The 21702-nt window shown below is 48.2% G+C and carries 14 protein-coding genes; 2 read left to right on the forward strand and 12 right to left on the reverse strand.

Annotation, left to right across the window (positions count from 1 at the left end):
• Positions 1-197: 197 nt before the first annotated feature.
• Positions 198-1850, reverse strand: coding sequence for a RagB/SusD family nutrient uptake outer membrane protein (locus tag H9626_RS03190; RefSeq protein ID WP_191709547.1), 1653 nt, complete (start codon positions 1848-1850; stop codon positions 198-200).
• 10 nt (positions 1851-1860) lie between these two features.
• On the reverse strand, positions 1861-4599 hold the full coding sequence (locus H9626_RS03195) for a SusC/RagA family TonB-linked outer membrane protein (RefSeq protein WP_191709548.1): 2739 nt from the start codon (positions 4597-4599) through the stop codon (positions 1861-1863).
• Between the two features lie 305 nt (positions 4600-4904).
• On the opposite strand from H9626_RS03195, the gene uvrB reads away from it, so the two are divergent.
• Entirely contained in the window at positions 4905-6926 is a 2022-nt protein-coding gene (uvrB, locus tag H9626_RS03200; protein WP_178256283.1) for an excinuclease ABC subunit UvrB, read from the forward strand.
• A gap of 1 nt (position 6927) precedes the next feature.
• On the opposite strand, the gene H9626_RS03205 is transcribed toward uvrB, so the two are convergent.
• The 9 genes from H9626_RS03205 to H9626_RS03245 form a co-directional block, all read right to left on the reverse strand.
• Positions 6928-8433, reverse strand: a complete 1506-nt coding sequence (locus tag H9626_RS03205; protein ID WP_191709549.1) for a TrkH family potassium uptake protein — start codon at positions 8431-8433, stop codon at positions 6928-6930.
• A gap of 44 nt (positions 8434-8477) precedes the next feature.
• On the reverse strand, positions 8478-9926 hold the full coding sequence (locus H9626_RS03210) for an ATP-binding cassette domain-containing protein (RefSeq protein ID WP_191709550.1): 1449 nt from the start codon (positions 9924-9926) through the stop codon (positions 8478-8480).
• A gap of 17 nt (positions 9927-9943) precedes the next feature.
• On the reverse strand, positions 9944-11941 hold the full coding sequence (gene pulA / locus H9626_RS03215) for a type I pullulanase (protein WP_191709551.1): 1998 nt from the start codon (positions 11939-11941) through the stop codon (positions 9944-9946).
• Between the two features lie 11 nt (positions 11942-11952).
• On the reverse strand, positions 11953-12519 hold the full coding sequence (gene ruvC, locus H9626_RS03220) for a crossover junction endodeoxyribonuclease RuvC (RefSeq protein WP_178256287.1): 567 nt from the start codon (positions 12517-12519) through the stop codon (positions 11953-11955).
• Positions 12516-12821 carry a DUF4286 family protein gene (locus H9626_RS03225; protein WP_178256288.1) on the reverse strand — a complete coding sequence of 102 codons (306 nt, stop codon included), beginning with the start codon at positions 12819-12821 and terminating at the stop codon, positions 12516-12518. Before H9626_RS03225 ends, ruvC begins: the two co-directional genes overlap by 4 nt.
• Before the next feature lie 252 nt (positions 12822-13073).
• A complete protein-coding gene (locus H9626_RS03230; protein ID WP_191709552.1) occupies positions 13074-13730 on the reverse strand; it encodes an HAD family hydrolase in 657 nt (218 codons plus the stop codon).
• A 17-nt stretch (positions 13731-13747) separates the two neighbouring features.
• Positions 13748-14923 carry a DUF418 domain-containing protein gene (locus H9626_RS03235; RefSeq protein WP_191709553.1) on the reverse strand — a complete coding sequence of 392 codons (1176 nt, stop codon included), beginning with the start codon at positions 14921-14923 and terminating at the stop codon, positions 13748-13750.
• 44 nt (positions 14924-14967) lie between these two features.
• The gene (gene folB / locus H9626_RS03240; protein WP_178256291.1) at positions 14968-15336 is read right to left on the reverse strand and encodes a dihydroneopterin aldolase; all 369 of its coding nucleotides are present in this window, start codon (positions 15334-15336) and stop codon (positions 14968-14970) included.
• Positions 15337-15450: 114 nt separating this feature from the next.
• On the reverse strand, positions 15451-17994 hold the full coding sequence (locus H9626_RS03245) for an adenosylcobalamin-dependent ribonucleoside-diphosphate reductase (protein ID WP_178256292.1): 2544 nt from the start codon (positions 17992-17994) through the stop codon (positions 15451-15453).
• Between the two features lie 277 nt (positions 17995-18271).
• Here H9626_RS03245 and H9626_RS03250 point away from each other — a divergent pair, with 277 nt between their 5' ends.
• Complete coding sequence (locus H9626_RS03250) at positions 18272-19015, forward strand: NADPH-dependent oxidoreductase (protein WP_178256293.1); 744 nt, start codon at positions 18272-18274, stop codon at positions 19013-19015.
• A 120-nt stretch (positions 19016-19135) separates the two neighbouring features.
• Here H9626_RS03250 and H9626_RS03255 read toward each other — a convergent pair whose 3' ends face one another.
• A complete protein-coding gene (locus tag H9626_RS03255; RefSeq protein ID WP_191709554.1) occupies positions 19136-21691 on the reverse strand; it encodes a DUF5686 and carboxypeptidase-like regulatory domain-containing protein in 2556 nt (851 codons plus the stop codon).
• Positions 21692-21702 lie beyond the last annotated feature (11 nt).

A 21702-nucleotide genomic window follows, 5' to 3' on the forward strand; every position in this document is an offset into this window, starting at 1 on the left:
CAAGCGTGATTTTTTATGCCACTCAACAGATAATTATCCCCATTAAAATTCTACCCATAGGACTGATGCGTCCTATGGGTAGAACCGGGTAATCCTTCCGCATGAACATAGAAACACTAACGGTAGTGTTTGCAGGGATAAATCTACGTGGGTTCACGTTATGCTCTTAAAGGCATAACATCTTACCATTCAACAGATTAATAAGAGACCGTTACCTTATATCCGATATTTTGTTCCAATGATTGGTTCATCGTGATGACCTTTTCCGGTATCGGGAAAACAGTAGTGAATCCGCTTTCTTCGTTTTCTATCTGAGGACGGAAGCTGTATGCCTGCGTAAATATTCCGAAACGAATCATGTCTTGACGCCGCCAGCCTTCCCATGCCAGTTCCATCTGCCTTTCTGCCAGCAAATTGGCTAACGTTGCCGGACGAGAGGATGCACCTGCCCTGCCCCGTACAGCGTTCAGTGCAGTATCGCCATTTTCTCCGTTGCGCACTTGTGCCTCGCTCTGCATCAGTAACACGTCGGCATAACGGAACAACACGATGTCGTTATCCAGCAGTTTACCGTCTTTCAGTCCGGTTTTATCCACCTCATACTTCTTCATGCGAGCACCGGCCGTTTTCTCGTAAGGTTTTCCCGATACATCAAGAGCCACCTGCCACGGCTCGTATACCAGAGGAGTTACTTCGTCATCGAGCATAATCTGGTTGCCATCCAAATCTTTTACCGCACCGGCAAAGTAACACCATTCGAAACGCGGGTCGACTTCGGGCGTATCGTAGCCGAAGGTTTTCAGTACCTCTATCGTTGCGCTTGAGCCGTTTTCCCCACTCAGTCCGTAGGCTTTCGCGTGGTTATAGTGGCGCGAGCGGAACAGATATATAAACTGATTGGTATACAGCGTTTTGCTCATAGGTATTACAAAGATGTTTTCGCGCGAGGACTCGTTGAACACCGCAAAATTCTGCGTATAGTCAGGCTCTAAGATATAGCCGGAAGCTGTTATTTTTCCACAATAATATTTCACCGTTTCCCATGCATTAAGCTGTTGTCCTTCTACCTCAAAAAAGAGTTGGCTGCCATCGGGCTTGTTTCCGTCTGTCCAGTTGTCATCCGAATAAATTTCGGCATTCAAGGCAAGTTTTGCCAACAGGAAATATACCACCGGGCGCGTAATTCTTCCGTAGTAAAGCCCCGGCAGATTGCTATGCTCCTCACTCAACAAGGGAGCTGCCGCCTGAAGCTCGTCGACAATGAAACGGAACACCTCGCTTCTTTCTTCCTGACGGACATCGCCAACGCGATCACCCGACGACAATACCAACGGAATCCGTCCAAACAAATCCATCGTGTAATAATAGAACATAGCCCGAAACGCACGTACTTCGGCTATATAAGCGTTTACATCGTCATTCGGATGTAAAGCGGCATAGGCATTTATTTTTTCCAACGAACCGTTACACAGAATGATTACCTGATACAGATATTCCCATGTATCATAGATGGCGTCGTTATTAACTCCCCAGCGGTGCAGGTAAAGTCCCTGCCAGAAGCCACCGTCGTACCAGTCTCCGCCACGGGTAGGCATGATGGCCTCATCGGTGGTAAAGGTATTCAGGTCGTAAACGCCCCGCCCCGTACCTTGCAGTCCCTGACTGTCGGCATAACCGCCTATGTGATTATAAAGCGACAAAACCCCGTTTTGATAAAGCTCCTGCAAAGTAGCATAAGCGGTTTCTTCATCCCGGCTATCTTGAGGATGTTCTTCTAAAAACTTACCACATGAAACCAGCATTCCCGCAACGCCAAGCACAAGCACAATTAAATAAGATAAAGTTTTCATAATAACCGGATTAGAAATTCAAACTCAAACTAACAGTATAAGTACGCAATAAAGGATAAGTACGCTTGTCGTCAACTCCCAGCGTGGCATCTACCAGACTGGAGTTTACCAGCGGGGTCAGCCCTGAATATCCGCTAATGGTTCCCAAGTTATTGACCGTACCCGCCAAGCGTATGCCTTTCAGGAAACGGCGTGGCTTTAGAGGCACAGTCCACCCCACGGTCAGATAATCGAAATTAACGTAGTTTCCGCTCTCTAACCAGTAATCGGTGGCCGTCTGGTCTTTTATCATCCGTTTGGGAGCCTCTGCCAATACGTTATAATCGGGCAGACTGTTCATGTTCATATACGAAAGCGAAGTCCCGTTATACACCTTATGTCCGAATGCGCCGTTTATCTGTAACGAGATGTCTATATTCTTATATCGGAAACTGATGTTCGAACCTAACAGAACCTTCGGGATGGCTTGCCCTGCCACGTAGCGGTCTTCTCCGTCTTCCAGATTAACCCCTCCCCCGTTCAGGTCGGCAATCTGATACGTATAGCCTCCTTCACCGTCGGATACCAAGCCTTCGCAATGAGGAAGGTAAAATACGCCCAACGGCTGTCCCACTATCTGATATACGATATTATTATATCCTCCGTGGGTACCCGCACCGTTCAGACCGGCTATCGCCGTATATTCCGATGCCGAAATATATTCTCCGTTATACACTCCGCTCAACGAAAGCAACTTATTTTTCTGGAAAGTGATGTTCGCATTGATATTCAGTTCCATGTCTTTGGTTTTCAGCGGAGTGACACCTACCGAAACTTCGGTTCCGCTGTTGCGCATCGAGCCTAAATTGGCAAGCAGTGTGCTGTACGGAAATGGCGGTACACTGACGTTATACTGATACAGCATGTCGGTGGTTTTCGAATTGTAATAGTTGACCGACAGCAAGAGGCGGTTACCATACATGCTTAAATCGAATCCGGCGTTGAAGGTGTGTTTTACTTCCCATTTCAGGTCGGGATTGACGTTTTTCATACTTTCGTAAGTTACCAGCGGCGCATTGCCTACGGGAGTCACACCGTTCGGGCGTACCAGCGCCATCGTAGTGTACGAATCAATTCCGCCTTGATTACCTGCCAGTCCGTATCCCACACGCAGCTTCAGATTATCAACGGAACGGAATTGTTTCATAAAAGCTTCTTCTGTTACATTCCATGCCAACGAAGCCGAAGGGAAAAAGCCCCATTTATGGTTTCTCCCGAATTTGGATGAAGCATCCGTACGCGCATTCAGCGTGACAACGTAACGGTTATCGTACGTATAATTCACGCGCCCCAAGAAAGAAGCCAAGTGAGGGTCTTCGTAATACGAGCCTGTACCGTCCCACGGGCGCAAAGCTCCCGCCTGCAAGTTATGATAACCCAAAGCATTCGATGAAAAGTTTGTCACCGTGGTGTAAAAGCCTTTATATATATTTTTCTCTAATTCGCCCAGCGCAAGCACATCAAAGAAATGCGCCCCTGCCTGTTTGCGATAAGTCAGCATCAGGTTACCCAACAACGACTCCGACTTGCGGTCGCCACGGTAAGCCTGCCCGTTTGCCCATACGCTGGTAGGAAGATACTGAGCATCCTCGGCATCGTTATAGGTGTAAGAGCCGAACATCACCAATTTCAGGTCTTCCATCAAATTAAAGGTCAGCCGGGCATGTGCACTGAGATAAGAAGCATCGTTGTTATTATCTACTTCCATCCAAGCCAACGGGTTGGTTATCTGGCTGGCAGTGGTGATTTGGTCCCATCCTCCCGTTTCCGGATTCTTATGGTTAGGGAAAGTAGGATTAAAAGTTGCAGCCGAATAAAAAGTCTTTTGCGTATCAAACAGCGTGCGGTTTTTCTTTACCGAGCCAAACAGCCCCAATTCGCAGTCGATGAATCCGTCAAGCAGTTTCTGGCTCATGTTCATGTTTGCGGTAAACAGCTTCATGCTCTCGTTGTCAACCACTCCCTGACGGTCTTGATACCCCAACGACACACGGTAGTTCGATGCTTCACCGCCTCCATAGAACGCTATGTTATGATTCTGCTGCAAACCTACCTGCTCAATCTCTTTCTGGAAGTCTGTATCATACCCCTTGTCTAATATTTGCAGATTGTTTTCGGCTGCCACCCTACGAAATTCTGCTCCCGAAAGCATATCCAAATGACGGTACACATGAGCGATGCCGAAACTGCCGCTGTAATTTACCCGCGTTTTTCCTGCCACACCTTTTTTGGTCACAATGTTGATAACGCCCGAAGCTCCCCGCGAACCGTACTGAGCCGTCTCGGAAGCGTCTTTCAGGATTGTAAAGCTCTCGATGTCTGCCGGATAGATGGAGGTCAGCATCGTCAAGTCGCCCAATACCCCGTCTACTATTATCAGCGGGTCGTTTCCGCTGGTAAGCGAGGTAGTACCACGCATACGCACCGACTCTAATGCCGCCATGCCGTTGCTGCTCTTCAGAATCGTAAGTCCTGCCACCCTGCCTTGAATAGCCTCCAGCGGATTGGTTATCTGTTCTTTATTCATCTGACTTTCAGTTATCCGTTCCACCGAGCCGGAAAGGTTTATCAGGCTTCCGCGCGCGTAACCGATGTTCAATATCGAGTCGGGCGGCAATTCTGTCTGCGGATTTTCTTGCGCCGATAAAGACTGGAAACAAAAGGGGAAAGCCCAAAGGCAAATAATCGGAATGTAGCTATTTCTTTTCATACCATCAGATTATAAGGGAAACACTTTTCACAAAAATAAATATAAATATTGAATATTCCTAATTCTTTACAAAGATTCTGAAGCTATTCAGAGTTACGCACAGGCTTGTTTTCAAGAGCCTGTTTCAGGCTGAAAAAACACTAACGGCAAAACCGGTTAACCTTCCGAATAGAAACAGGCAACGCTTCCGCATGGGATGAGTGACGCTTGCGGTAGCGTTTTTTTGGAATGTTTGCATCTGCGATTTTTATCACCAATTCATTTTTTATCGTATCTTTGAGGGCTAACTTAACACAAGGACAACTATGGATTTTGAACTGGTATCTGATTATAAGCCGACGGGCGACCAGCCGGAAGCTATCGCACAACTGACGGAGGGGGTGATGAATCATCTTCCGGCACAAACGCTGCTGGGGGTTACAGGCTCGGGAAAGACTTTCACAATAGCAAACGTCATCAAAAACGTAAATAAGCCGACACTTATTTTAAGCCACAACAAAACGCTTGCCGCGCAGCTGTACGGAGAGTTCAAAAACTTCTTCCCGCATAATGCCGTGGAATATTACGTATCTTATTACGACTATTACCAGCCGGAAGCCTATATACCTTCTACGGATACTTATATAGAAAAAGACCTTGCCATCAATGATGAAATAGATAAGCTGAGGCTTGCCGCCACATCTGCCTTGCTGTCGGGGCGCAAAGATGTTATCGTTATTTCATCTGTATCGTGCATTTACGGTATGGGAAATCCTGCGGACTTTTATAATAATGTAATCGAGGTGAAAAAAGGAAAGCGCATCGACCGCAACGTGTTCCTCCGCCGGCTGGTGGATAGTCTTTATGTGCGTAACGACATTGAGCTGAACCGTGGGAATTTCCGCGTAAAGGGTGATACGGTAGACATCTTTCTGGCATATACCGATGACATACTGCGTGTCATGTTTTGGGATGATGAGATAGACAGCATCGAAGAAATAGATCCCGTGTCGGGACATCGTACCGACTCTTTCGATGAATATAAAATCTATCCGGCTAATCTTTTCATGACAACAAAGGAAAGTACGCTGCGCGCCATTCATCAGATAGAAGACGATTTAACCAAACAGGTGGCTTATTTCGAGGAAATCGGGAAGCCTTACGAGGCAAAACGGCTGTACGAGCGGGTGACTTACGACATGGAGATGCTCCGCGAGTTAGGACACTGTTCGGGCATCGAAAACTATTCGCGTTACTTCGACGGACGCGAGGCGGGAACACGGCCTTACTGCTTGTTGGATTTCTTCCCCAAAGACTACCTGATGGTCATTGACGAAAGCCATGTCAGTGTGCCTCAAATCCGTGCCATGTACGGCGGAGACCGCGCTCGGAAAACCAATCTGGTAGAATACGGATTCCGGCTGCCGGCTGCGATGGATAACCGCCCGCTGACATTTGAAGAGTTTCAAGCAATGACGAACGAAGTCATCTACGTCAGTGCCACCCCCGCCGAATACGAACTGCAGCAAAGTGAAGGGATAGTTGTAGAGCAGGTTATCCGCCCCACCGGATTGTTAGACCCGATCATCGAAGTGCGTCCGAGTTTGAATCAGATTGACGACCTGATGGAAGAGATACAACAGCGCATCGAGCAGGAAGAACGTGTGTTGGTTACCACTTTAACCAAGCGCATGGCGGAAGAGCTGACGGAATATCTGCTGAACCACGGGATACGCTGTACGTACATCCACAGCGATGTGGAGACGCTGGAGCGTGTAAAGATTATGGACGATTTGAGGCAGGGACTTTACGACGTGTTGATCGGTGTAAACCTGCTGCGTGAAGGACTGGACTTGCCTGAAGTATCGCTGGTTGCCATCTTGGACGCGGATAAGGAAGGTTTCTTGCGCTCTCACCGCTCGCTGACACAGACGGCAGGACGCGCAGCACGAAACGTCAACGGAAAGGTCATCATGTATGCCGACAAGATAACGGACAGTATGCGCCAGACGATTGACGAAACCAATCGCCGGCGGGAAAAACAGTTGGCTTACAACGAAGCGCATGGCATAACTCCCCGACAAATAAAACGTGCACGGAATAACGTTTTACTTGACATACAGGGAGAAAAGACAACCACCTCGCCCAAAGCATACGCCGAAGCACCGCAAGAGATTCAAACGGCTGCCGATCCGATTATCGAATACATGTCGAAAGAGCAACTTCAGCGCAGCATAAACCGTACGCGGAAATTAATGCAAGAGGCGGCAAAGAAGCTAAACTTCATCGAAGCCGCCCAGTATCGCGACGAATTGTTGAAATTAGAGGATTTGTTGAAAGAGAAATAAATTATCTCTTTCTCCAAAATCCGGGCGTAAACATCAGCAATATGCCGAACAGTTCCAAACGGCCGAGCAACATCAGGAACGAATGTATCCACTTGGCTGCGTCCGGCATACTGCTCCATGAGTAGGCAGGTCCGTATGCTCCTAAAGCCAAACCGGCATTGCCCAAACTGGATACTACCGTACTAAAAGCCTCTGTCACTCCCAGACCTAAAAACATCAGCACGATCCAACTGACAAAAAAGCAAATCAAATAGAACACTACAAACGTGGTTACCGTGGAAATCGTGGAACGAGAAACGGTCTGATTGTTTACTTTTACAGGCAGTACGGCACGCGGGTGCATCAGTCGCTGAAATTCATTCTTTATATTACGCATCACGATAAGCAACCGCATGTTTTTGATACCTCCGGCGGTAGAGCCGGTACATCCTCCCGCAAACATGGCATAAATCAACAGCATCCATGTAAACGGCTGCCAATTAGCATAATCATCCGTAGAGAAACCGCAGGATGTATGCAAGGTGGCAACTTGGAACAATGCCTTACGGAAAGCCTCTTCTACCCCGTAATGATTATGCACCACGAGCGATGCGGTGATAATCAGCGTAACGATTAGAATAGAACTGATAAACCATTTTACTTCGTCGTCGCGGAACAACTGTTTGCAACGACCTTTCAGACACATGAAATAGAGTGAAAAGTTCATGGCAGACAGAATCATGAAAATAGCAATCACATACTCGATAAAAGGTGAATGCCAATGAGCCACACTGTCTTGTTTGGTAGAGAAACCTCCTGTACCCGTAGTACCGAAAGCATGACAAACTGCGTCAAACCAGTCCATACCGCCCAACATCAGCAGTCCGGTTACCACGATGGTCAGAATCAGATAAACCGTCCACAACATTTTCGCCATCACACTAATCTTCGGATGTATCTTGTCATGCGTCACACCGGTCGCTTCGGCAGAGAACAGCACTTGGTTTCCCACTCCAAAAATCGGCAATACGGCAATCGTAAAGAACACGATTCCCAAACCTCCTACCCAATGTGTGAAGCTGCGCCAAAACAACATCCCATGAGACAACTCCTCAATGTTGTCGAGAATCGTTGCCCCGGTGGTAGTGAACCCCGACATGGTTTCAAAAAAGGCATCTGCTACCGAAGGGATGGCGCCACTCATATAAAACGGCATCATGCCGAACACGGTGAACAGCAGCCATGTGAATGCCACCACGCAATAGCCGTCGCGCCGTGTAACCACGTTGTTGGCTCCCCGTCCCAAAAAGAACATGATTCCGCCTACCACTACATTGATTACGGCGGCATAAATGAAATAAATATAATCCGCTTCCCGATAGAGCAACGACACCCCCATGCAAACAAGGAACAACGCTGCTTCAATAAAGAGCAAAATACCTAAAATACGCAAAATAATTTTACGGTTAATAAAACTATTTCTACGGCTACTGCCTGCCGGCATTTCGCTTAGAATAAACTCTTCCATTCTATTAGCATTAAAATGTTTCAATTCAATTCAAAAAAGTAGCTTCAATTCCGCTTCAAGAACAATGAATGCGTAATCGTATCCGGTAACTCTTCCTGATAATGAGTCACCATAATCAGCGTTTTGTCTTTTCGCGCACAAAAAGCCTCTATGATATCTTTTACCATCCGGCGGTTATACATATCCAATCCGTGTAGCGGTTCATCCAAAATCAGCAGTTCGGGGTCTTTCACAAAAGCTCGTGCCAGCAACACCATGCGCTGTTCACCGCTCGAAAGTTGCAAGAAACTCCGGTCTTTCAAGTCTGCAATGCCGAAAATTTCCATCCACCATTCGCAAACAGCCCGGTCTTTTTCCTGCATTTTTTTATAAAGTCCGATGGAGTCATGAAGTCCGCTTGCCACGATGTCTATCGCCGGAAGGTTTTTCAGATACGCCCGATGCATCTCCGGGCTTACGTATCCGATGTGTTTTTTGATTTCCCAAATGCTTTCTCCGCTACCGCGCTTTCGTCCGAACAGGGCTATATCGCACGCATAACTCTGCGGATTGTCGGCACAGACCAAACTTAACAAGGTCGATTTTCCGGAGCCGTTCTCACCGCTAAGCGCCCACTTCTCACCACATTTCACCGTCCAGTCCAAATCTTTCAGGATGGTACGTTCACCGTAGCGGATGCTTACCTTATGCAAGTCGACCACATGCTCGTTATGATATAAATTTTCAGCATAAGGAAGATTCAGGATGCGGCTGCGCTTTTCTTCCGACAAGACATGCGAGGGAATGGATTCCCGATGCGCAAGGTATTCCTGCAAAGTGATTTTCTTGCCGCAAACACGTCCGGTTACGGGGATAACGTGAGTGATAAACGAAGGTATATCGTCTGTTTTCGACAAGACAAGGATAACCTGCAAATCGGTAACCTCAATCAGCCTCTTCAGCAGGGAGTGAAGCAAATCGCGCGTCTTGGCATCCAAACCTATAAACGGATTATCCATTATCAGTACACGCGGATTGCTGAGCAATGTCTTCGTCAGTTGGAATTTGCGAAGCTCACCGCTCGACAAGAGGATGATGTGCTTATCAAGCATTGCTTCAATACCAAACAAATCATAAAGTGCATTGCGCAAAGCCTCGTTGGTACATGGCGGAAGCAAGTCGCGGACAATCGGCGTGTCGTCAAGGTCGTGAGCATTCCAACGCTGCTGGTAATAGTAACCGCCGTCGGCATCTCCGTACGAATCGCGGAAAGCGATATACTTGATATTGTCCGACACAAGCGAAGACTCCGAAGGCGAAAAATCATATTTCACTTCGTTCATCAACAGCGGATAACGTCCGGTCAGTGTGTCTATCAGCAGGCTCTTTCCCGCACCGTTCGCACCTACCACCGCTATATGTTCTCCTTTAGCTATCTGTAAGTTTATCGGTTCTTTCAGTCTGTAAAGCGGATGGCGCGTAACGCCATCCTCAACAGCTATGATGTTTTGCATCTTATATATGAATTTTATTATTGATGAACTATCAGCGCTGAGCGTGGTGCCACCTGAAGCTGGTTGCCCACTATCATACCCAGTCCGGTAATCAGGTCCACTTTCCCGTCGCGGCAAGCCACCCAGTACTTACCTGCCGGAACGCTTATCTTGACAGGCTCGGTACGTGCATTAAGTACCACCGTTGTATTTATCCATGAGTCGTTACACGGACTTCCTTTCAGGCGGAAAGCCACAACGTTACTTGCCGGAGTTTCCAGAAACTCCAGATGCTCGCGTATCAGGTCGGCATCTCCCATACGGAAGGCAGGATGTGCTTTCCGCAGGGCTATCAACCCTTTTACGTAATCGAACACGCCACGGTGGGAGGTCTTGTTATGCCAGTCGATTGCGTTTATCTCATCCGGACTGTTGTATGAGTTGCCTACCCCCTGCTTGTCGCGCATCACTTCGTCGCCGGCAAAGATAAAAGGAACACCCTGAGAGGTAAGCACGGCGGTTTCCGCCAGCTTCAGAAGCGCTTCCAATTCTTGTACCGAAGCTCCGGGAAGCGTTGTTTTCAGTCGGTCGGTGATACACAAATCGTCGTGGCAGCTTACGTAGCTGATAAACTGGCTGGGAGCCAATGCCCACGACACAAGTGCATGGCCTAACGTGTCGTTGGTTACCTGTGCATGGCGTATGCCACCTGCCAAGCCGAACTTGATTCCGTTAGCGTGACCCAAACGGCCGATAACGAAAGCCCCTTTCGAATCGTCGCCCCATGCACCGCGCAAAGAGTCGCGAAATTCATCGCTGAAAGCGGCAATACCCGGCATTTTATAAGTATTTGCCTTCATCGCCAACCGGTCGTCAGGAAGCTGAGGCGCGCTCGCAGCCCACCCCTCGCCATACATATAAATAGTAGGATCGATGTCATTCAATGCTTTCCGGATGGCATTCATTGTCTCAATGTCATGGATTCCCATCAAGTCAAACCGGAAACCGTCAACATGGTATTCTTTCGCCCAATAAGTTACCGATTCTACCATATATTTCCTCACCATCGCCCGTTCGCTTGCCGTTTCATTCCCGCAGCCCGAAGCATTGGCAAACTTTCCGTCTTTGTCCTGCCGGTAAAAATATCCCGGAACGGTACGCTCAAAGTTGCCGCCTTCCGTGGTTGCGGTATGGTTATATACCACGTCCATTATCACACGGATACCGGCACGATGCAACGCCATCACCATTTGTTTGAACTCACGGATGCGGACATCGGGACGATACGGGTCGGTAGCATACGAACCTTCGGGAACGTTGTAATTCTTCGGGTCGTATCCCCAGTTATACTGCGGAACGTCGGGCTTGGTCTCGTCTACCGAAGAAAAGTCGAACGAGGGGAGCAAGTGTACATGCGTTACTCCCAATTCCTTCAAATGGTCGATACCTGTCTTTTCGCCGAGGTACGTGTGAGTACCTTCTTCGGTCAGGGCAAGAAATTTTCCACGGTTGCGAATCCCCGCCACGGTGTCGATAGAGAAATCGCGGTGGTGCATTTCATAAATAACAATGTCGGAAAAGCTTTTCAGGGGAGGACGCACGTCATTCTCCCAGCCTTCGGGATTGGTGGAAGCAAGGTCGATAACCGCCGCCCGGTCACCGTTCACTCCTACCGCCTTAGCCATCACGCCCGGCGTGTCTCCCTGCCACACATCGTTTATTTTAGCATTGAATGTATAGAACTTTCCTTTCAAGTCGCCTTCAACGCTAATGTTCCACATACCCGATTCGCCCACTTCCATCGGAATCATGCGAACCGCCGAGCCGCCTTGTCCTTCATCGTACAACAAGACACGGACTTCCTGTGCCGTAGGCGCCCACAGTGCAAACCGAGTAGCCGCAGGCGAATAAACCATTTCTTCCCATTTACCTTCATAAACCGGATATTCGTCGTAGCTCCGGTATTCTTTCGGCTGATAAGAGCTACATCCCGCCGTTACAAGCATAGACATAGCAAGAAAACTTTTCAGGTTCATACTTAGTTACTTTATCTTACTTTATCAGGATTTTTCGCTATATAATCTTTCCACCCCGAGTAGGCTTTGGGCATTTCCGGACGCCCCATTTGCAAATAATGGCAATAGGCTGCACCCAGCGCATCCGTAGCATCCATGAAAGGCCCCATCTCCGACTGCGGAATGTGAAGCATACGTTTCAGCATGTCGGCTACCTGTTCCTTGCTTGCCTGCCCGTTTCCAGTAATTGCCATTTTTATCTTCAGCGGGGCATATTCGGTTACGGGTATGTCACGGCGGAGGGCTGCCACGATAGCCACGCCTTGCGCCCGCCCCAATTTCAACATCGACTGTACGTTTTTACCGAAAAAAGGGGCTTCGATGGCAAGTTCGTCGGGCAGGTACGACGCTATTACTCCCTGTACGCGCTCATAAATATGCTTCAGTTTCAGGTACGGGTCGGCACACTTGCGGAGGTCTATTACGCCCAGTGTCATCACTTCGGGTTTCGTACCCGTTATTTTCAAGACACCGTACCCCATGATATTCGTGCCGGGGTCGATACCCAATATGATTTTCTCTTTTACCGGACGTATCACCTGATAACCTCCATCAAAGTGGGAAAACCAACCACCTTGCCTTTAAAAATTTTCATCATTTCTTCGTTCAGCTTCGCTCCGCAAGCCGTGTGCCAGCGGTGAAGGGCAGCGCTGTCTTCCACCTCCCACTGCAAGGAGAAACATTCGCTGTCTTGTTCCTTATGGCTCAAGATACGCAAGATACGCGGATTTTTCAACTCTCCCGACTTCTCTGCTTCAGGAATATAACATTCATTCAGCCAGATTACGAAGTTACGGGCATCATCTAACTCTACATGAAACGTAGTATTATACACCAACATAAAACTGTTTTTTTAATGATATGTTACTAAACCGGTTAAGACTTTCTTTTTACACGAAAAAGCTCTAACGTCATATTCCCAAAAACACTACGGTTAGCATTTTTATTTCTTGCCGACAGCCCCATTCTTTCTATTCGGAAGACTTACCCGTCTTTCGAATAGAATTTTCAGCCTCGGAGAAAGCCTGAACAAGTTCATTGCAAACTTACGTATTTTCTGCGGAATAAACGAAAAATTTCATCACGGGTTTGCTTATTCCGGAAATAGAAACCGCAGAATGTCTTGGCTGTGGTCTGCAATGAAATCGGGCGAATATGCTTCCAGCTCCGCGCGCGGACGGAATCCCCAGCTCACGCCCACCGTGGTAACACCTGCGTTTTTCCCGGTTTCCATATCTACGCAAGAGTCGCCCACGTAAACCGTATCCGGCTTCCCTACTCCGGCTTTTTCCATAATCTCGAACACCACATGCGGGTCGGGCTTGGCGGGAATCCCTTCGCGCTGACCGTAGATTCCCACGAAATCAATCTCCGGAAAGAATTGCAGAATGAGCTTGCGGGTGGCATCCTGATACTTGTTCGATGCCACTGCCACTTGGATTCCGCGCTCCTGCAAAGCTGACAGCACTTCCGTGATTCCCGGATAGGGACGGCTTAAATCGGCGTTATGTTCGTTATAATAAGGGATAAACTCGGAACGGATTTTCAGAACGTTGTCTTGCGTACGGGCATTTGCCGGCAGAGCACGCTCGAAGAGCTTGTTGATACCGTTTCCCACAAAAAATCGGTAGGCATCGGTTTCGTGTGTCGGATAACCGAAATGTGCCAGTGCGTGATTCGTTGCCGCTGCCAAGTCGGCTATCGTATTGAGCAGCGTTCCGTCTAAATCGAATATTACAAGTTTCTTCATTGAGTGATGTTTTTTTGTTATTTGTTCGTACCCATCCAAGTCCATTTGTGCCAGATATGTTCCAGCGGGCCTTGCTTGTGTTTTCCCAACCACCATTTACAAAACCAAACTTGCAGCAGGAAGGTGCAGATTCCTACCAAAAGGCTTACCGTATATCCGCAGTAAGGCGCAAGGTATAGTCCGAAGGGAAAATAGATAAGAGAACCTATAATAGACTGTGTGATGTAGTTCGTAAGACTCATTTTTCCGTAAAAGCGCAGGTTGCTTACCTTGCTGCTGAACTTCTTGTTTTGGTAGAGTATCACAAACGATGCCACCAAAACCAGCGTGAATGCCAGCTTCTGCCATATGTCGAAAGCCGTACCTGCCGTTTGCTGGATGAGTGTATCGCTTTTCATAATCAGCTCTTTCAGGGTATACAGCGGAGCAAATGCCACTGCCGAAACTATCAAGATATTTACCCACAGGCGCAGGTTCCGTTCGGTAGAAACAAACAACTGCTTTCTGCCGATATAAAATCCCAAGAGGAAAAGTCCGGCCGTCTGGAAGAATCGTCCGGCATTGACCGCCCACAGCAGACTGGCTTTTTGTCCGAGGGTGATGTTACCCAAGATGAAATCGCCGAAGTTTCCGGCTTTGGTGTATTCTGCCACTTCGGTATACATCTCGCCTACTTTCAGGTCGGGCAGATGGTGTGCAGGGTTTATCAGACCGGCAATGTAGTGATACCATTCCACGGGCTGTAATAAGAAAAGCACAGAAGTAACCAGCAGCGCCTTGTCGCTCCAGTTGCGGGTGAAAAACAATACCAAGCCCACTACCACAAACAGCAAAAGCACATCGCCCGCCGGGAAAAACGCGGCATTCAGCGTGGCGAACCCTGCCAACAAAACCAGTCGCCACAAAAAGCGATACCCGAAATCTTTCCCTTGCTTCCTCTGGTTATTGGTCTGTATATAAAATGTAAAACCAAAAAGCAAAGCAAAAATAGCATAGGCTTTTCCGGCAAACAGGCTGAATACGCCGTTGAATACTCCCTGATCCAAAATATTCAACCACGCGGGCGAATCGGCAGGATATACCGGAAAAATAAAGTGTTCCAGATTATGAACCAAGATTATTGCCATTACAGCAAACCCGCGCAGGGCATCTACCACCTCGATACGGGGACTCTTCTTTATCAGTTGTTCCATTTTATTTATTGAATAATGGTTCTATTTCCGAATGTCCGGCTGGCTCAGCGAGTATAAGTAGCCTCCACACCTACTTGGCTGCAATCGGCTCCCATCGGCGGGTTCTGTTTGTAAAGGCAAATGTTTACCTCGGTCAATGCCGAAAAATCATCGAACAAACGCCGTGCAATGCGGTAAATCACATGCTCCAACAGGCGAGAGGGAATTTGCATTTCATCTTTCACGCTCCGGTAAACCTCGGCGTAACTTACCGTACCCTCCAGCTCGTCATTCTCGGCAGCACGAGCGAAGTCGGTACGGAGGCGGAGATCGATGGTATATTCCGCCCCCACCTTGTTTTCTTGAGGCAACACGCCGTGATAAGCAAACAGTTTCAGTCCGTTGATACGGATATACATCGAAGAACTTTTCATAATTACTACTAAAAAGTTTTGTCATCCCAAACGCTGACTGAAAACCTTGACACAGGTATCTACCACGTTCAGAATGACAAAACGATATGATTAAACTATTATTATTTATCGGGATTATCCGCAGCGTGAAGAACCGCAGGTTTTACAAATCAGGCATCCTTCTTGGTAAACCAGCGTTTCGTGTCCGCAGTTGGGGCATTTCACGCCTTTGGCTTCTGTTCCGTCCTGAACGTATTTCTTCAGCGCGCGTGCCACTCCGTTCTTCCAAGTGTTGATGCTTTCGCTATCCAACTGGAGTGAGTCGACCAACTTGATAACCTGCTCGATAGGCATACGCCAGCGCAACACGCCCGAAATCAGCTTCGCATAGTTCCAATACTCTTTGTTGAACTTTTCCGACAGCCCTTCGATGGTCATCTTATAGCCGCGCTTGTTCTCGAACTGGAAATCATAATGCTTGTTACCGTTTTCATCGTAGTTCTTGATGATACGTCCCGTGGTTACCGACTTCGGCAGGATGATACCGTCATCATCGTCCTGCAGACCGGTAAATATTTCGTACGGATGTCCGTCGAGCAAACCTACAAATGCCACCCACTTTTCTTTGTTGTTCTGGAAACGAACCACGTCTGCCTCCAACACCTTCGGGCGAACCTCTACTATCTGAGGCGGCTTGCAGTGACATTCTTCTTCCTTCTTCTCGTCTTTCTTTTTGGTAGAGAGCAATACGCCCGCACGAGAACCGTCACGATATACCGTACATCCTTTACAGCCCGAACGCCATGCTTCTACATACAAGTGGTTTACCAACTCTTCGTCTACATTGTTCGGCAGGTTGATGGTAACACTGATTGAATGGTCTACCCACTTCTGGATACGTCCCTGCATCTTCACTTTCATCAACCAGTCTACATCGTTCGAAGTAGCTTTATAGTAAGGCGATTTAGCCACCAGTTCATCTATTTCTTCCTGCGTATAACGCTTGTTCGGGTCGTAACCGTTTACTTCCATCCACTTCAGGAACTTGTGGTGGAACACGATGTATTCTTCAAAAGCGTCGCCCGTTTCGTCTACAAAGTCTACGTGCACGTTGGTATCGTTCGGGTTTACCTTGCGACGACGCTTGTACACGGGCATGAACACCGGTTCGATACCCGATGTGGTTTGTGTCATCAGACTGGTAGTACCCGTGGGCGCAATCGTCAGACACGCGATGTTACGACGGCCGTACTTCGCCATTTCCTCGTACAGTTCGGGGTCGGCTTCTTTGATACGGTTTACAAACGGATTGTTCTTTTCGCGTTCGGCATCGTAGATTTCAAACGCACCACGCTCTTTCGCCATGTTGACCGACGAGCGGTATGCCTCCAGCGCAATGGTTTTATGTACTTTTTCAGAAAATTCGGTAGCTTCTTCCGTTCCGTAGCGCAGTCCCATCGCAGCCAGCATGTCTCCTTCGGCAGTGATACCCACTCCGGTACGGCGTCCCATGCCCGACTTGCGGTAAATCTTCTCCCACAAGTGGCGTTCGGCACCTTTCACTTCTTCGCTTTCAGGGTCGGAGTCGATTTTCTCCATGATGCGGTCTATCTTTTCCAGCTCAAGGTCGATGATGTCGTCCATGATACGCTGAGCCAGCGCCACATGTTTCTTAAACAGGTCGAAATCGAAATAGGCTTCCGGAGTAAACGGATTGACTACATACGAATACAGGTTAATAGCCAGCAGGCGGCAAGAGTCGTACGGACACAAGGGGATTTCGCCACACGGGTTGGTAGATACGGTGCGGAAACCTAAATCGGCATAACAATCGGGCACAGACTCACGGATGATGGTGTCCCAGAACAATACGCCCGGTTCTGCCGACTTCCATGCGTTATGTACGATTTTCTTCCATAGTTCAGAAGCATTGATTTCTTTCGTAAATGTCGGGTTGGCAGAGTCGATAGGAAACTGCTGCGTATACGGGTGGCCTTCTACTGCCGCTTGCATGAACGCATCGTCCAACTTTACCGAGACATTGGCTCCCGTCACTTTTCCTTCAGTCATCTTAGCGTCGATAAACGACTCCGAATCGGGATGTTTGATAGATACCGTAAGCATCAACGCCCCCCGGCGTCCGTCTTGCGCCACCTCGCGCGTAGAGTTTGAATAACGCTCCATAAACGGTACCAACCCCGTAGAAGTCAACGCCGAGTTTTTTACCGGAGAACCTTTCGGACGAATGTGTGAAAGGTCGTGTCCCACTCCTCCACGGCGCTTCATCAACTGTACCTGTTCTTCGTCGATGCGGATAATCGCGCCATAAGAATCTGCCTGACCATCCAACCCGATAACGAAACAGTTGGAAAGAGATGCCACCTGAAAATCATTCCCGATTCCGGTCATCGGACTGCCCTGCGGGACAATATACTTAAACCGGTCGAACAGATTAAACAATTCCTGTGCGCTGAGCGCATTAGGATACTTCGCTTCGATGCGGGCTACTTCATTGGCAAGACGCCAGTGCATGTCCTCCGGAGACTTTTCATAGATGTTTCCAAACGAGTCTTTGACGGCGTATTTATTAACCCAAACGCGCGCCGCCAACTCATCTCCTTTGAAATACTGTAACGAAGCCTCAAACGCTTCATTGTAACTATAAGTTTTCTTTTCCACGATTGATATATATAATGAAAATGTTTTTCTTTTCAAAAAACGTCTGCAAAGCTAAAAATGTTTTTTTTTATATGCAAAAGAATGCGAAAGAACTTATCAAGTTTTCCAAAATAAAAACACAAACTCCTGATAAACAATGATTTAAAAAATTTGTCGATTTAAAAAGTTTTCCAAAACGGACAATATCATAATAAAAACGCCCGCGAACAATATAATGCTTTTCTGCCAAAATTAAAAAGAAAATAATATCTTTGTAACACCAAAACAGATAAACATCATGGAATCAATCAAGAACAGAAGAACTATACGCAAGTACAAGCAACAGGACATCTCTGCCGACTTGCTGAACGAACTGCTGGAAGAGTCGTTCCGGGCTTCTACAATGGGGAATATGCAACTTTACAGCGTGGTGGTTACGCGCGATGCCGAAATGAAAGCAAAGCTGGCTCCGGCTCATTTCAACCAGCCGATGGTTACGTCGGCACCGGTGGTACTGACGTTTTGCGCCGATTTCAACCGCTTCAGCAAATGGTGCCGCCAGCGCAAGGCGGAACCGGGGTATAACAACTTCATTTCGTTTCTTAACGCGGCTACCGATGCGTTGTTGGTTACCCAGAACTTCTGTACGCTGGCAGAAGAAAACGGGCTGGGGATTTGTTTTCTCGGCACTACCATCTATAACCCCGACCAGATAATCGAGATACTCGGACTGCCGGAACAGGTTATCCCCGTTGCTACCATCACAGTGGGTTATCCCGATGAGCATCCCGAACAGCCCGACCGTCTTCCGTTGCGGGGAATCGTCCACGAGGAACGGTATCACGATTATTCGCCCGAAATGATTGACGATATTTATGCGTACAAAGAGTCGCTTCCCGAAAACAAGCATTTTGTGGAAATCAATCACACGGAGACATTGGCACAAATCTTTACAAATATCCGTTATAAGAAATCGGATAACGATTACATGTCGGCGGGACTGAAACGGGTGTTGATTCAGCAGGGATTTCTCGACGAATAAACCCATGCGGACAGGCCGCCCGTTCTTAGCCGAAGAAGCAGACAACGCAAGCCGATAAACCATGATGCTTATCGGCTTGCGTTTTCAAGGAATATAACACTTTGATTTTCAAAGCACGTATCAGAAAGACAGGTGCATCGTACAGCGCACGCCTTTCGTCTGGATGCCGGGATGGTTGCGGTAATTCAAACGCCACACGTAGTCAAGGCGCAGAAACTTGAAAATGTTTTCAATGCCCACACTCACTTCCATGTAAGGGGCTTTCCCCATCGTGTAAGAACCTGCCGGAAAAGCGTACAGCCCCTCACCGTTTACCGCCGGATTGTTTTTGTCGGTCAGGTGTCCCCACAGTCCGCGGAAACAGAACACTTCCCTCCATTTCAGTTTCTTGATGAGCGGCAGACGGTTGAACAGGTTTCCGTTCATGTAATAAGTCAAGTCCCACGAAATGTATTCGTCGTTGATAAACTCGATGGCATTCATGTTTGTATACGCTTCGGGCTGGATGGTGTAGGTAATATTGGCGTTCGGCAGAATCAGCAACGGATACGGCACTTTGCTCCACACCTTTCCTGCCTTCGTAATCAGGTCGGCGTAACCGAAAGCCGAGAACCAGAAACGTTTCTGGATGCCGATGTCCGTGCGGTGATACGTGTACGACGAGCCTAACAGCCCTTTCTTCGCCATCAGATGACTGAGGTTAAAGATAAGCGCATCGTAGGTTATCGGAATGCGCTGGGTACGTGTCTGATAAAATTTTTCATTTTTTCCGTACCGGAAATTCAGTTCAAGTTCGGTCATGTCGTAATTCTTGACCGGGGTGGTAGAGCCGTCGCTGTTGATACGGTCGAACGCAGCATACTCGGTAGCATACTCGCGGCGGTTGCGCACAATGGCACCGTAGGATATTCCATTATAATGTTCGCGCGTGTATTCCAGCTCCGCCTTGCGCAAGTAAGTGGCGCGCGTGTCTTTCTGCCGCTTGATGGCAAGCATCACGTTATCTTTGCTGGTGTACATGTAATTTTGTCCCAACTTATTAATGTCGTACATGTACTCCATGCGCAGGGCGTGCCGTGGAAACTCCAGACGATAATCTTTGCGGCGGTTAAACGAGTATTCCACCAGCGCGTCGTATTTCATCTTCTTGTCTTTCGTTCCGTATGCCACGTAGCCGTCGAAAAACCAGTGAGGATTGAATACAGGAGTGGTTCCTCCGCCCACGCGGAAACGTGCGCCTTCGATGGCGTTACCGTTAATGGTACTGTTCATCGGTCCTAAGTCGAACTTGTTTTTCCGGGGGTCTTTATTGGTGGGAATGTAGCCCGACACAAGGGTTGTTACCACTTTCTCGGTGATATAGAATACCGGCACGGAACGCAGCTTTACCATCAGGGCTTCTACCGAATTGGAATTTCTTTTCTTCCCGCTCTCCGGACGGTTGGCTACCCAGAACTCGTCGGGTTGCCGGTATGCGTCTTTCAGCGTAATGACCGGGGCACTCTGCTCGAACACCCCCGCCTGCTCGCCCAACGGCTGCTCGAACGAGTGATTGCTGTACACATTCAGCCGCTGTGCGTACATGCCCTTCGATTTTTCGCTCAGCTTGAAGTTTACCCGTATATCGTCTTTCGTAATGATGCGCGTACTGTCGGGCTCGCGTTCAAACGTTTGTTCGATGGTCATCTGCGACACGAAATTCAGGTTAATGTCTTTCGCCACATTCAGAATGGCACGCTTGACGAAGTACGTGGAATCGAGCGCAACAAAGAGATGTCCCGTAAATCCGAACGACTCCGAATTGAAGGGTACGAAACCCAAATCGACACACGGTTTGTTATCGACCTGTAACGTATCGAGCAGGTAGTATTTATAAAAAGCCGGACCGATGGTAGACAACGGACTGACAAAACGTTGCAGAAACAGCGGTATGTTGTTCTGAAAGATGTCTACTTCTTGGAATGCCTCATCGAGAAACTGCTGGATACCGTCGCGCGAGAAGATTTCATCCACTCCTGCCGATTTGCTTGCTTTCACCACACGTTTTTCCGACTTGGGGTGTTTGCGGTAATAAACGGTTTCTATTTTCTCTCTTTCAGATACGGGGAGAATCGTTGTGCCGACTTCGAGAGTGTCGATGAAATCTGCCAAGAAATCGAATTTGCCGGGCTGTCCGTTTTTCTTCTTTTTCGGCGTATAATCGTTCATCGCAAATACCACTTTCTCATACTGGTCGTAACGGAAATAGTCATGATTACGGGGGTCGCTCCCGTCGCGCCGGGCAATGACCTCTCTCACGAAGCGGACGGCAGGATTATCTTTCCGGCGGTATCTCTCCCGCCCCGGTTCCACCACGATTTCGTTCAACGTAATTCCCGTGGGCGCCAAGCGTATCTTGAGGTTCGTGGTTTTGCCCGACGAGATGTCGACTGTCTTGACGTCATACCCCAGATACGAAACCTCCAGCACCCGTACCGCCGAAGAAGTTGACAGCGAAAACCTGCCATCGGCATCCGTGATTGTTCCGATAGTAGTTCCCTTCAGCATCAACGAAGCATAAGGCAATGCCTCTCCGCTTATCGAGTCGGTTACCACTCCCTTTATCACAATCTTCTGAGCGTCTGCCAGCAGGCACACGAGCAAAAGAACGCACCCTAAGACAATCTTTTTTCGCATATCAACTCCTT

The organism is Phocaeicola faecium, from assembly GCF_014837055.1.
GTDB lineage: Bacteria > Bacteroidota > Bacteroidia > Bacteroidales > Bacteroidaceae > Phocaeicola > Phocaeicola gallinarum.